The sequence below is a fragment of the Streptomyces sp. NPDC094034 genome, assembly GCF_040303865.1.
Lineage (GTDB): Bacteria > Actinomycetota > Actinomycetes > Streptomycetales > Streptomycetaceae > Streptomyces.
On the sequence record NZ_JBEOUD010000044.1, the window covers coordinates 1 to 13,479 of the forward strand.

Sequence of the window (13,479 nt, forward strand, 5' to 3'; positions counted from 1 at the left end):
GACTACGTTATTAGGCCCGGCGCGCCCGGCCGGCCCCGCGGCGCGGCGGACCGCGGGGGGGAGGGGGGGGGCCGCCCGCGGGGCGCCCCCCCCCCCCCCCCCCACCGCTTCCGGCGTGGTCATCTGCCCCGGCGGGGGCCCGGCGGAAGGGCGGGCGGCAGCGCCGCCTGAGCCGGCCGCCCCGTGTGCTGCCGGGGGTCGCGCTGCCAGGACCCGGGGTACGGCGTATGCCCGAGCCCGGAGTGGCCGCCGTACCCGCCACGCGCGGCGTGCAGCCCGGTGCCGAAGGCGGTGAAGCCGAGATTCTCCTCATTGCTGCGGTCACCGGGCAGCGCCCTGAAGGACCGGCGGAATTCGGAGTACAGCGCGTCGTAGATCGGGGTCGTGGAGAACCCGTCGGCGACGTCCTGCGCGGGGCGCATGGACGGGATATGGCTCTGGTACTGCTGGCGGGTGGGGTCGTATGAGTGCACGTACGTGCCAACGACCTCGTCGCCCGTCGGATGCGGGCTGTCCTGGGATTTCGCCGCCACCGGGGTATGCAGCGGCGGGCGGGCGGGGCGCGTGGCCCCGGTCACGTGCCGGCCAGCGGCATCGCCGCGGCGACCAGCTTGCCGTTGGCAGCGGCCTTCTCCAGGGCGTCGCGCAGCAGGTCCTCACGGGGCTGCTGGCCGATGGAGCCGACCGGCGCGGCGAAGACCAGGACGGTGTGCGACTTGTTGGCGGCGGTCCGCCAGCCCTCGGTCACCTGGAGCGGCTGGTGGGCCTGCCACCACGCGGTCGGGGTGCCGCCGCCGGTGCCGGGCTGGAGCACGGCGTGCAGCTGTCCCATGGCGAGCAGCACCGACCAGCCGGGCAGCGGGGCGGGTACCTGGTTCAGATCCCCGAGTGGCTGGAAGCCCTGCTCGACGAGGAGCGGCAGGAACTCGTCGGTGGTGGAGTCCGAGCCGGGCCTGACGATCGGGGCGGTCGGCTCGACGACCAGGGCGGGGTGCAGATCGCCCTCGATCAGCACCAGACCGCTGGTGACCCCCAGCACCGCCTGGTTGGAGCCCGCCGCGGGGACTCCCGGCGCTCCCTGGGGCTGGGGCTCGCCGCCCGTGATCGACCGGACCGCCCCCTGGAGCTGGTCCTCGGCGACCTGGACGACCTGGGAGGGAATGCAGGTGGCGTGGGCGAAGGCGAGAACGGCGGTCTCCTCACCGACGAACAGCACGGTGCTGGTCCGCTCCTGTTCGCAGTCGCCGGGGGTCCGGCAGGACGTGCAGTCGTAGCTGCCCGGGGAGTTCTCACCGGAGAGCAGCCGGTCGGCTTCTTCGTCGCCGATCTCGGCGCGTACGTCCTCGCTGACATCGAGCATGCGCGGCACGGGTGGCTCCTCGAACTCGGTGCGTGAGCCGGGCTGTTCCCGGCTCGTACAGAAGACAACGGGCGAGCCGTCGCCCGGGTCACGCGCGAAGGGGCACGGAATCGAACCATCCCGGGCCGGGCGCGAGCCATCGGCCGGAACGGGCCGGTGCGGATCAACGTATGCCGGACGAACGGAAGTTGACCCGGTACCGCCGGGGTGCGGGTCTGTACATGGACAGATGGACAGGTCGACAAAACGGGAAAACAGCGAATCAATGGGATGGCCGAAACTCATTGCTCCCTTTGGTGGCCCCGGCGCGGTGGTCCAGTTGATGTCCGGGAGGGCGTCCCGGGAGCGTGCGCGGGACGTCCGCGCGGCTCGCGGGCGCGCGACCGGCGCGTGAACGTATGAATCCGCTTCGAGTCGGCACCATGTGGGTCATTTCCGCATCTACCCAGTCGGCCCGAACAGGGACCGGAGGAAACCGGAAGGACCAGGGAGACCCGAATGGGCAGAACCGTATGACCAGAGCCATCGGGCGCCGGGCGTCGCCCGCCGTGTGCACCGCCGACTGCATCGCCGACTCGGCGGGCGGCATCACCTTCGACATCACGGACGCCGACCGCCCCGGTGCGACGCTGGTACTGCGCCGCCGCGCCGACGGGCCGCGGGGCACGGGTGAGCAGGAAGTACGGCTGCCGCTGACCGGGCCCGCGACCGCCGTCGGCGCGGCGCGGACACGGCTGCGCGCCGTGCTGCCCAGCACCGTCGAACTGGCCGAGGGCCACTGGGACATCTTCGCGGGCGCCTCCGGCGACCAGCCCGTACGGCCCGGGATCAGGGACGTGCGGGCGCTGATCGACCGGGTGCCCGGGGCGGGCCCGGTCGTGGCCCGTGTCCCGTACCCCACCGCGGACGGTCGGCTGGCCCTCAGGGCCTGGCTTCGCGCGCCGCACGCCGAGGCCGGGACGGTCCGCTGCGAACCGGCCGGGATGTCGGTCGAGGGCGTGCTGTACGGCACGGAACTGGGGGAGCACGCGCGGGCCGAGGCTCGGCTGCGCGGCGGCGACCGTACGCACCGGGTGGCCGTGACCGGCCGGGGCGGGGTGTTCGCCTTCACCCTCCCTTACGGACCGCTGGCCGAAGGACCGGGCGGGCCGGGCGAAGCGGGCGGGCCGGGCGAGGAGCGCAGGCGCTGGGATCTGTGGCTGCTGCCCGCGCCGGACGCCGCCGGTGTACGGATCTCCCGCATCCTCGACGACATCTGGGACAAGCGGGCGATCCATGTCTATCCGGCGCACGGCGTCTCGTCCGCGCACGGCACGGACGGCTGGCTGGCCGCCCCCGGCTACACCCATGACAACGACTTCTGCGTACGGCTGGACCCCGCGCGCCCGCCCGCGCCTGTCCCGGCGCCGGCGCCGACGGGCTGACCTGAGGGCCCGCGCAGGGCGTGGGACGGGGGCTCGCGGACAGAAGCTGTCCGCGAGGACTGCCAGACTCGCGGCCATGTTGGAGACCTCGGCACGACTGCTGCGTCTGCTCTCCCTGCTCCAGGCCCACCGCGAGTGGTCCGGCGCCGACCTCGCGGACCGCCTCGGCGTGACCCCGCGCACCGTACGGCGCGATGTCGACCGGCTGCGCGCGCTCGGCTATCCGGTCAACGCCAGCCCCGGCACGGGGGGCGGCTACCAGCTCGGCGCGGGAGCCGAGCTGCCGCCACTGCTGCTGGACGACGAGGAGGCCGTCGCGGTCGCCGTGGGCCTGCGCATCGCCGCAGGAAACGGCATCGAGGGCATGGGCGAGACCTCCGTACGCGCCCTGGCCAAGCTGGAGCAGGTGCTCCCCGGCCGGCTGCGGCGCCGGGTCGGCGCCCTCAACTCCTTCACCGTGCCGATGCTGAGCGGGCCCCGGGGGCCCATGGTCGACCCCGGTGTCCTCACGGAGCTGGCCAACGCCTGCCGGGACGGCGAGCGGCTGCGCTTCACGTACCGCGACCACGAGGACACCGTCTCCCGCCGCACGGCCGAGCCGCATCGCCTGGTGTGCACCGAACACCGCTGGTATCTGGTCGCCTGGGATCTGGACCGCGCCGACTGGCGTACGTTCCGGGTGGACCGGATCACCCCCACACCGCCGCACGGACCGCGCTTCACCCCGCGCCCCCCGCCCGCCGAGGACCTCGCCGCGTATGTCTCCAGGGGTGTCTCCACCCGGGCCTACGCGACGGCCGCCGTGATCCGGCTGCACGCGTCCGCCGAGGAGGCGGCGCAGGACGTCACGCCGTCCTCGGGCGTTCTGGAGCCAGTCGACGAGCACAGCTGTCTGCTGCGGACCGGCGCGGCGACCCTGGATGTGATGGTGATCCATCTGGTGCTGCTCGGCTTCGACTTCGAGGTGATCGAGCCACCGGAGCTGACGGAGCACGTCAGGGTCGTACGGGACCGGCTGTCCCGCGCCCTCGGCTGACCGGCTCGCGCCCACGGGAAGACGCGGGTACGTGTCGGCCGGCGGCGGATTGTGCGGGGGACTCGTGAATTACTCGACGGTCCATCAATTGATTTCCGGGGGCGGCCGGAAAACGCCTGTCGTGGCCGGTCGAATTCGGGCGGGCTATTTATGTGATCTTCGAGGTTGTGGAATTTCTAAGAAGTCGGATGTGAAGGGGCCGTAAGAGTGACGCGGCGCGCATCCGGAGCGTGTCGGAACCTGTGACACAAGTGTGACGCGGAGGGCCGAGAAGCAGCCGAGAAGCATACGGGTGAGGTATCCGTTCGGCTTCCTTCGGCTGTCCCCGGCGCCTACGGTGAGTGGTATGGCACCGATACCGACTCCACCCCGACAGCCCGACGACTCCCCGGACTCCTATGTCGGACTCGACTCCGAGAGCGCCGAACGGATCGCCCGCCGGCGCGGCTGGACCACCGTCAGAGCGCTGCCCCCGGGCTCGATCATCACCATGGAGTTCGTCGTGGGCCGGCTCAACTTCGAGGTGGAGGCGGGCCGGGTCATCCGCTGCTGGCACGGCTGACCGGCCGGCCAGGTGGCCCGACCGACCGGCGGTTCGCTCCAACTCCCGACGGGCCCTGACGGGCTCCTGACGCATACGAAGGCCCCGGCCGGAACCGGGGCCTTCGTATGCGCGGGGGTGTGGGGCTGTGCGTACCGTCCCGCGGTCCCCGGGGGCGCTCAGCCGCCCGTCATGGGTCGCGAGTTGGGCGGCCGGCGGCTGCCGGTGGGGGTGCCCGGCGTACGTTCCGAGCGCACCGCGTGCGGCCTCGGCTGGGTGAGCCGGCCCGTGCCCGCGACGGTGCCGGCGTTCAGACCCGCGCCGGCGTGGCCGCTGTGACCCGCTCCGATGGGCTCGCGCGGCGACTCGTCGGCCGGCGACGCCGCCTCCGTCGACACCGGCACCGGCCGTGGGCCACCGGAGGCGACCGGGGTCGACGGGGTGGTCCTGTCACGCGCGCGCCACCGCTCGCGGACCGCGAAGATGACCAGCTCGGCCCGGCCGATCAGCGGCTCGAACAGAGGCAGCCCCAGCAGGATCAGCAGCCCGGCGGCCCAGCCGAGCAGCACATCGCTCAGCCAGTGCGTACCGAGGTAGACGGTCGTCGCGCCGACCCCCAGGGCGACCACGGCCGACATGACCGACAGATAGCGCCTGGCCCGGGGCGTGGTGGCCAGATAGGCCAGGATTCCCCAGGTCACCACGGCGTTGGCGGTGTGTCCCGAAGGAAATATATCGCCGCCGGCGAAGAGTTCCGTCGAGCCGATCTGCGTCGCGTAGTGGGGGCCGAGCCGGCCCAGACCGAGCTTCACCGCCCCGACGGTCACGTTGAGCAGCAGCAGCGCCGTGCCGAGTACCAGCAGCGGCCGCAGCGTGTGCTGCCGCCAGGAGCGCCAGCCCAGCCAGGCCGCGATCATCACGGCGGTGGGGCCGCGCTGCCCCAGCACCACGAAGTAGTCGAGAAAAGGATGCATATCCGGCCATTGCTGATAGGGCCGGAAGAGCATGATCTTCCAGTCGAGGATCACCAGCGAGGACGAGACGAGCACGGCAACGACGATGGCGAGATAGAACGCCAAGGTCCCGCCGAAGAGAGCCTTGCGGGTGCGGCTCATCCGCGGGATCTCTATCTTCGGCGGTTCCGGCTCCCGGTCCAGACGGGCAAAGATGTCGGTACGCACCCAATGGACGTTACAGCGAGTGAGCGAGTGAACCGGTCGATCCGGTCTCTTTGTGATGACGATGTGATGTGGAGTGCGTCTCGGAGCGGGGTTTATCAGGGGCCGTTCCGGAAATCGAAGGGACCTTCGGCCCTATTAATCGGCATGCCGTTCCCGGAACTGTCTCTGTGCGGAACAGAATTAGTTCACCGTGGCGTCGCATGGAATTTCCCTGCCGCTTGTGCGCGCTCGGACCCCGGTCCTGGCGCGGGGGAGTGGTGTACGCCACACTCGTCGGTCGGAACGGTGAGAGATGCGCCACGCGCCACGTACGTTCACTCGCGTACGCTGGCGGCTCACTCGCCCGTCGATGCCGGGCCACTCCGAGGGACCAGTGTCCCCGTTGGCCCACCGAGCGCGAGGGACGCATTGGGAGGTACTCAGATGTCCGGGAGCACCACGGCCGGCGCACGGCTGCGCGCGGCCGGGGCCCGCGGCGGTGCCAACCGCTGGATCGTCCTGGTCGTCCTCTGTGTGAGCCTGCTGCTGGTCGCGCTGGACGCGACCGTGCTGCATGTCGCCGTCCCGGCCGTCACCGCCGACCTCAGGCCCAGCGGCGTCGAGCTGCTCTGGATCGTGGACGCGTATCCGCTGGTCTGCGCCGCGCTGCTGATCCTCTTCGGCACGCTGGGCGACCGCATCGGAAGACGCCGGGTCCTGCTCATGGGCTACGCGCTCTTCGGGGTGGCCTCGGCCGTCGCGGCCCTCGCCGATACACCGCTCGTACTGATCGGGGCGCGTGCTCTGCTCGGTGTCGGCGGCGCGATGATCATGCCCGCGACGCTCTCCATCCTGCGTGATGTCTTTCCCGACCGGCGTGAGCGCGCCATGGCCATCGGTGTCTGGACGGCGGTCGCCGCGGTCGGTGCCGCCCTCGGCCCGGTGCTCGGCGGCTTCCTCGTCGAGCACTTCTGGTGGGGCTCGGTCTTCCTGATCAATATCCCGCTGCTGGCGCTCCTGCTGCCGCTCGGCCGGCTGGCGCTGCCCGAGTCGAAGGGCCCCGGTGACGGGCCCTGGGACGTGCTGGGAGCGCTGATGGCCGCGGCCGGAGTGCTCGGCGTGGTCTTCGGGGTGAAGCGGCTCGGTGCCGGGGAAGGGCCGCTCGGCCCCGAGACCCTCGGCCCGCTCTGTGTCGGCGTGGCTCTTCTCGTCCTCTTCGTCCGCAGACAGCGGCGCAGGGCGCATCCGCTGATCGATATGCGGATGTTCGCCAGGCCGACGTTCTCCACCTCCGTCGGCTGCATCGTCCTCGCCATGCTGGCCCTGGTCGGCCTTCAGCTGATCGCCGTCCAGTACCTCCAGCTCGTGCTGGCGCTCAGCCCGCTGGAGACCGGGCTGCGGCTGCTGCCGCTCACCTTCGCCGCCATGGCGGCGGGGGTCACCGGCTCGGCCACACTGCGCCGGGTGGGGCCGCGCCGGATGGTGGCCTGGGGCTTCGTGCTGACGGCGGGCGCCGTGCTGGTGCTGACGCTGATGGGCCAGCACGACCGGCCGTGGCTGCTGACCGGGGCGTTCGTGCTGCTCGGTTTCGGGCTCCAGACCACCCTCTTCGGCGCGTACGAATCGATGCTCAGCGAGGCTCCCGCGGATCAGGCGGGCGGGGCCGCGGCCATCGGCGAGACCTCGTACCAACTGGGCGCGGGCATGGGGATCGCCCTGCTCGGCAGCGTGATGAACGCCGTGTACGCGCCCGCGCTCTCTTCGGTGCGGGGCGTGCCCGCGGCGGCGGGTTCGGCGGCGTCCGACTCGCTCGGCGAGGCCTATCAGGTGGCCGCCAGGCTCGGCGGACCCGCGGGAGAGACGCTGCGTACCGCCGCGCGCCACTCGTTCGTCCACGGTCTGCATGTCACGCTGCTCGTCAGCGCGGGCCTGCTGCTGCTCGGCGCGCTGGCCGCGCTCCGGCTGCCCAGGGTCATGGAGTGTCCGCCGCGCGCCGCCGAGGAGCCGGGCGTCGAGAATCGGCGGTCCGTGGAGGCGCCCGAGGCGCGGGAAGAGGCGCCCGAGACCGGGAAGGCGCTGCCGTCCCGTCCGCGGGAACAGCGACCGCCCCGGCCGCGCAGAGCGCCGACGGCGGCACGTGAGTCCTCGGACGCGGCCGTCCCGGCGGGCCGCGGCTCTCGCTAGTGCTGAAGGATCCGGCCCGGAGGCGTTTGACGCGGGCGGGGCATGGACGCGCGGCACACTGAGTCGTAACGTCGTCACCGAGCCGTAACTAGCGCTGCTAGTTACGGCTTGTCCGAGTCGTCCGATGTCGTGCGAGCCGCCGGAGGCCGTCCCATGTCCGCACCGTCCGCACCGTCCGCCGCTTCCGGGCCCTCCGCGCCCGCCGCGCCTTCTTCGGTCAAGCCCCCGCCCTTCGACCCCCGCGACCCCCTCGGTCTCGACGATCTGCTCGAACCCGAGGACCTGGCGATCCGGGACACCGTACGGACCTGGGCCGCCGAGCGGGTCCTGCCGCATGTCGCCGAGTGGTACGAGCGCGGCGAACTGCCCGTGATCCGTGAACTGGCCCGCGAGCTCGGCGGACTCGGCGCCCTCGGGATGTCCCTGACCGGGTACGGCTGCGCGGGCGCCACCGCCGTCCAGTACGGGCTCGTCTGTCTGGAGCTCGAAGCCGCCGACTCCGGGATCCGCTCGCTCGTCTCCGTGCAGGGCTCGCTCGCCATGTACGCGATCCATCGCTTCGGTTCCAAGGAGCAGAAGCGGCGGTGGCTGCCCGGCATGGCCGCGGGCGAGATCATCGGCTGCTTCGGCCTCACCGAGCCCGACCACGGCTCCGACCCGGCCGGAATGCGCACCCACGCCAAGCGGGACGGCTCCGACTGGGTGCTCAGCGGCCGCAAGATGTGGATCACCAATGGCTCGGTGGCGGGGGTCGCCGTCGTCTGGGCGCGGACCGACGAGGGCATCCGTGGATTTCTGGTCCCGGCCGGCACCCCCGGGTTCTCGGCCCCGGAGATCACCCACAAGTGGTCGCTGCGGGCCTCGGTCACCAGCGAGCTGGTGCTCGATGACGTACGGCTGCCCGCCGACGCCGTACTCCCGGAGGCCATCGGGCTGCGGGGCCCGCTCAGCTGTCTGAGCCATGCGCGGTACGGCATCGTCTGGGGCTCGATGGGCGCGGCGCGCGCCAGTTTCGAAGCGGCGCTTCAGTACGCCGGGACCCGGGAGCAGTTCGGCCGGCCGATCGGCGGCTTCCAGCTCACCCAGGCCAAGCTGGCCGACATGGCACTCGAACTGCACAAGGGCATCCTGCTCGCCCACCATCTGGGGCGGCGCATGGACGCGGGCCGGCTCCGCGCCGAGCAGATCAGCTTCGGCAAGCTCAACAATGTGCGGGAGGCGATCGAGATCTGCCGCACCTCACGGACCGTCCTCGGCGCCAACGGGATCTCGCTGGAGTACCCCGTGATGCGCCATGCCACGAACCTGGAGTCGGTGCTGACGTACGAGGGCACCGTCGAGATGCACCAACTCGTCCTGGGCAAGGCGCTCACCGGCCTCGACGCCTTCCGGTGACCCCGTGCGGGACCGGGCGGAACCGGTGAGCGCCCTGCTCAGCTCTGATTGAAGAAGCCGTCCTTGCCGCGGCCCCCGGCCTCGCCGGTGACGATCTCGGTGTCGGCGGGGCTCAGCAGGAAGACCCGGGTGGCGACGCGGTCGATCGAGCCGCGCAGCCCGAAGATCAGTCCGGCGGCGAAGTCCACCACGCGCTTGGCGTCGGCGGGCTCCATGGCCGTGAGGTTCATGATGACCGGGGTGCCGGCCCGGAAGAGCTCGCCGATGGTCCGGGCGTCCCGGAAGCTGTCCGGGGAGACGGTGGCGATTCTGCGGTCCTGCTCAGGAGCGGCCTCGGCGACGACCCGTACGCGCGGGTCGGTCCGCCAGTTGTCGCTGTTCTCCGCACCCTCGGCGTACTCGTCGTCGTAGTAACGCTCGTCGTTGTCCTCGACGAGGCCCAGCCAGGCACTCGCCTTGCGCACCGATCCCATGGACGCCTCCTTTCACCGCGGTCACATGACGTTCCCTTATCCCTATGGTCGACCATCATGCGGATCGCGCGCCAAGGGGATAGTCGGCGCGCAGATGTTTCGTGACGGTACTGGTGCAGAAGATGTGGCGGTTCGTCAAGGTTCCTCCAGCGTACAGGCCCTGAGTCGGTACAAAATATTACGTTCCGGCCAGATGGGTGACGTCGGGGGCGTACGGGTGAACCGATCGCTCGGTACGATGCGTCACGCACTTGTGAACGACTCTCGGGGGACTGTCGTGTTCGGAATCGTCAGACCATGCGCGCATCGGCTCACCGATGGGCTCAAGGCCGAGTGGATGGCTCATCTCTGCGGGCTCTGTCTGGCACTTCGCGCGGACCACGGGCAGTTCTCCCGGGTCGTCACCAACTACGACGGGCTGATCGTCTCGGTTCTGACGGAGGCTCAGGTCGAACGCACCGCGCGGCAGCGGCGCACGGCGGGCCCCTGTCCGCTGCGCGGTATGCGTACGGCGCCGATAGCCAGGGGCGAGGGCGCGCGGCTCGCCGCATCCGTGTCACTGGTGCTCGCCTCGGCGAAGATTCGGGACCACGTCGCCGACGGGGACGGGCTGTTGAGGCGCCGGCCGCTGGCCGCCGCCGCGCGCCGGGTCGCCCACGGCTGGGACAGGGCGGGCGCGCGCACCGGCGCGGAGCTCGGGTTCGACACGGCCGTACTGGTCGATGCCGTCGAGCGGCAGCAGGGGATCGAGGCGCTGGCCCACTACGGCACACCTCTGCTCACCCTCACCGAACCGACCGAGACGGCGACCGCCGCGGCCTTCGCGTACACCGCCGTCCTGGCGGGGCGGCCGGGCAACAGAGCTCCGTTGGCCGAGGCCGGACGGCTCTTCGGGCGGCTCGCGCATCTGCTGGACGCCGTGGAGGACCAGCCGGCCGACGCCGCGTCGGGCGCGTGGAATCCGCTCACCGCGACCGGTACGTCCCGCGCGGAGGCGCGGCGGCTCGCCGACGACGCGGTGCGCGGGATCCGGCTGGCGCTGCGGGACGCGGAGTTCACCGACGGCAGGCTGGCGCATGTGCTGCTGGCGCACGAACTGCGGACGTCGGTCGACCGCGCTTTCGGCACGACGGCCTGCGCGCACGAAGGGCACGGCGGTCAGGGCGGTCAGGGCGGTCAGGTCGGTTCCGCCGACCCGAACGGCGGTCAGGGCGGCGGCGGGCTGCCGCCCGGCTTCGGGCGGCAACCACCGCCGAGGCCGGGCAAGCGCGGATTCCTGGCCGGTTGCGCGGCCTTCGTCGGGCTCTGCTGTACCTGCCGACTCTGTTGTGCGGACGAGTACGAGGGCCCGTGGTCACGCAAGAAGCGTGAGGGCTGCTGTGACTGGTCCGACCGCATTGACTGTTGCTGTGACAGCTGCGACTGCTGTGATGCGTGTAGTTGCTGCGACTGCGGAGCATGACGGACGCCCATACGGGGCCGGCGTCCATGCGAGGGGGAGGGAGCGGCGTGGCGCTCTGCGTGTGAAGGCACGCGGGGAAACGGCGCGCGAGCGCCGGAAGTACCGGGAGGCCGTGCAGGGCGTCAGCTCAACAGGAAGAGGACCACACGCGACCGAAGTCGATGTGGGAGCGCGTGACCAGCCACTGCTGCGAATGCATGAGCCAAGTGGAACAGGCATCCGTTTCCGCGTCAACCGAGCCGGGACGGACGGCTCACAGTACGGACAAGCTTGACAACGGGCCGTACACACCACATAGCCTCGTACGGACAAGCGGATCGTGCTGAGGGGCTCGGTCCGCCCGCGTTTTCTGTGAAGGCACTCCCGTGTTCGATCGCTGTATCCACGGAGCCTTCGCATGCCCCTGTCCTCGGTCACCGGCCGCACCGCACCCCTGACGCCGTCCGTAGTCGTGGTCGGGGCAGGCCCGCGCGGCACGGGCTTTCTGGAGCGGATCGCCGCCAACGCCCGTTCCCTGTACGACGGTCTGCCGCTGGACATCCATCTCGTGGACCCGCATCCGCCGGGCGCCGGACGGGTCTGGCGCCGTGATCAGTCGCCGCTGCTCTGGATGAACTCCATGGCCGAGGACGTGACCATGTTCACCGATGACACGGTGGCCCTGGCCGGTCCGGTACGGCACGGACCCGCGCTGCACGAATGGGCACGGGACATCAGGGAGGGCAGGGCGCGGCTCTCCGCCGAGTCGGAGGCGGCCGAGTCGGCGCTCGCCGCGTCGAGTTCCGGGCTGCGCGCCGAGATCGCCGCCCTCACCGGCCAGACCTTCCCCAGCCGCCGGGTGCAGAGCGCCTATCTGAGCTGGGTGTACGAACAGACCGTCGCCGCGCTGCCGCCCGGTGTCACCGTCCACACGCACCGCACGGACGCCGTGCGCGTCAGCGGTCCGCGCGGCGGACGCCAGCGCGTCTGGCTCGCGGACCGTACCGAACCGCTGCTCGCCGATCTCGTCGTGCTGACCCTCGGTCATCTCGACGCCGAACCGGACGCGGAACAGCTGGAGTTGGGCCGGTTCGCGGACGAACACGGACTGATACGTCTGCCGCCCGACTTCACCGCGGACAGCGATCTGTCCGTCCTGCCCGCCGGTGAACCCGTCCTCGTCCGTGGCTTCGGACTCGCCTTCGTCGATCTGATGGTGCTCGTCACCGAAGGGCGCGGCGGACGGTACTCGGGGAGCGCCGATCGCGACGACGGCGAGTTGGTCTACCACCCGTCGGGACGCGAACCGGTCCTGTACGTCGGATCGCGGCGCGGTGTCCCGTACCACTCCAAGATCGGCTACGGGCTGACCGGCGAACGGCCCCCGCTGCCCCGCTTCCTCGGGCCCGAGCAGATCGACGAACTGCTGAGCCGGCCGGTGCCGCCCGACTTCGCGCGCGATGTCCGGCCGCTGATCGACAAGGAACTCGGTTTCGCGCACTACCACCGCCTCTTCACCGCGCACCCCGAGCGCACCCGTGTCGACTGGACCGACTTCGAGGAGAAGTACGCCGCCGCCGACCCCGGCGGCCCCGAGCTGGACGCACTGGTCGGCGCGGCCGTACCCGACCCCGCCGACCGGCTCGATCTCGCCGCCCTCGACCGGCCGCTGGACGGGCTGCGCTTCCCCTCGTACGACGCGCTCCAGGACGGGCTGCGCGCTTACATCCGCGCGGATCTGGCCCGGAGGCACGACCCGGCACACAGCGCGGACCTCGCCGTCTTCCTCGGGCTGCTCTCCGTCTACGGCCAGTTGATCCGTCTCGGCGACCGCGGCGATCCGGGCGGCGGCTGGCACGGCTTCTTCAGCTATCTCGCCTCCGGCCCGCCGGGCCCCCGGCTGCGCCAACTGCTCGCGCTCTCCAAGGCCGGGATCGTCCGCTTCCTGGGCGCGGACATGTCGGTCGAGGCCGACGGGCGGCGGGGGATCTTCCGGGCGGGCAGCGCGGTCGTACCGGGGGAGTACGTCGAGGCGCGGGCGCTGGTCGAGGCGCGGCTGCCCGATCCCTCGCCCGAGCGCACCCGCAGTCCGCTGCTGCGCGCGCTGTACGAGGAGGGGGCCGCCACGATCTCGGCGGGTCTGGTGCGGGTCGACCCGGACGACGGGCGGCTGCTGGAGCGTGACGGCACCCCGCATCCCCGCCGCTTCGCGCTCGGTCCGTACACCACAGCCAGGTCCAGCGGCGCCTTCACCCGGCCGCGTACGGGCGGCCCCGCGTTCCGGCAGAACGACGCCACCGCGAGGGCCGCGCTCACCCTGCTCGCCCGCCTCGCGCGGCCCTCGGCCGCATCGCCCTCGGCCACACCGTCCACGGCCACACCGCCCGCGGGCGCACCGTCCACGGCCGCTTCGGCTCCTCAACCGCCGGACGGGCTGCCCGTCCGAAGCTGAAAGGTAAGGCCCG

Annotated in this window: 11 protein-coding genes; 7 read left to right on the forward strand and 4 right to left on the reverse strand. The window is 71.7% G+C overall.

Features of this window, described 5'->3' with window-relative positions; all coding sequences use genetic code 11:
• Positions 1-119: 119 nt before the first annotated feature.
• Positions 120-533: a hypothetical protein gene (locus ABTZ59_RS29835; RefSeq protein WP_503003776.1), complete on the reverse strand. Its 414-nt coding sequence runs from the start codon at positions 531-533 to the stop codon at positions 120-122.
• Between the two features lie 41 nt (positions 534-574).
• Positions 575-1,369 (reverse strand): DUF8842 C-terminal domain-containing protein, encoded by a 795-nt coding sequence (locus tag ABTZ59_RS29840; protein ID WP_351419880.1) that lies wholly within the window; start codon positions 1,367-1,369, stop codon positions 575-577.
• Positions 1,370-1,872: 503 nt separating this feature from the next.
• Here ABTZ59_RS29840 and ABTZ59_RS29845 point away from each other — a divergent pair.
• The 3 genes from ABTZ59_RS29845 to ABTZ59_RS29855 all read left to right on the forward strand — a co-directional run bounded on the left by ABTZ59_RS29845 (position 1,873) and on the right by ABTZ59_RS29855 (position 4,382).
• Complete coding sequence (locus tag ABTZ59_RS29845; protein WP_351419883.1) at positions 1,873-2,784, forward strand: hypothetical protein; 912 nt, start codon at positions 1,873-1,875, stop codon at positions 2,782-2,784.
• 76 nt (positions 2,785-2,860) lie between these two features.
• Complete coding sequence (locus ABTZ59_RS29850) at positions 2,861-3,820, forward strand: helix-turn-helix transcriptional regulator (RefSeq protein ID WP_351419886.1); 960 nt, start codon at positions 2,861-2,863, stop codon at positions 3,818-3,820.
• A gap of 346 nt (positions 3,821-4,166) precedes the next feature.
• Positions 4,167-4,382, forward strand: a complete 216-nt coding sequence (locus ABTZ59_RS29855; RefSeq protein WP_249951270.1) for an I78 family peptidase inhibitor — start codon at positions 4,167-4,169, stop codon at positions 4,380-4,382.
• A 158-nt stretch (positions 4,383-4,540) separates the two neighbouring features.
• Here the strand turns inward: ABTZ59_RS29855 and ABTZ59_RS29860 are convergent, their stop codons facing one another.
• Positions 4,541-5,542, reverse strand: a complete 1,002-nt coding sequence (locus ABTZ59_RS29860) for a phosphatase PAP2 family protein (protein WP_351419889.1) — start codon at positions 5,540-5,542, stop codon at positions 4,541-4,543.
• A 423-nt stretch (positions 5,543-5,965) separates the two neighbouring features.
• Between ABTZ59_RS29860 and ABTZ59_RS29865 the strand changes: the two genes are divergently transcribed.
• Both ABTZ59_RS29865 and ABTZ59_RS29870 read left to right on the forward strand, forming a co-directional pair.
• A complete protein-coding gene (locus tag ABTZ59_RS29865; RefSeq protein WP_351419893.1) occupies positions 5,966-7,705 on the forward strand; it encodes an MFS transporter in 1,740 nt (579 codons plus the stop codon).
• A gap of 153 nt (positions 7,706-7,858) precedes the next feature.
• A complete protein-coding gene (locus tag ABTZ59_RS29870) occupies positions 7,859-9,100 on the forward strand; it encodes an acyl-CoA dehydrogenase family protein (protein ID WP_351419898.1) in 1,242 nt (413 codons plus the stop codon).
• A gap of 38 nt (positions 9,101-9,138) precedes the next feature.
• Here ABTZ59_RS29870 and ABTZ59_RS29875 read toward each other — a convergent pair whose 3' ends face one another.
• Complete coding sequence (locus ABTZ59_RS29875) at positions 9,139-9,573, reverse strand: cell division protein SepF (RefSeq protein ID WP_351419901.1); 435 nt, start codon at positions 9,571-9,573, stop codon at positions 9,139-9,141.
• Positions 9,574-9,811: 238 nt separating this feature from the next.
• On the opposite strand from ABTZ59_RS29875, the gene ABTZ59_RS29880 reads away from it, so the two are divergent.
• Positions 9,812-11,035, forward strand: a complete 1,224-nt coding sequence (locus ABTZ59_RS29880; protein WP_351419904.1) for a DUF5685 family protein — start codon at positions 9,812-9,814, stop codon at positions 11,033-11,035.
• A 397-nt stretch (positions 11,036-11,432) separates the two neighbouring features.
• Complete coding sequence (locus ABTZ59_RS29885; RefSeq protein ID WP_351419906.1) at positions 11,433-13,466, forward strand: FAD/NAD(P)-binding protein; 2,034 nt, start codon at positions 11,433-11,435, stop codon at positions 13,464-13,466.
• The last annotated feature ends 13 nt before the right edge of the window (positions 13,467-13,479 follow it).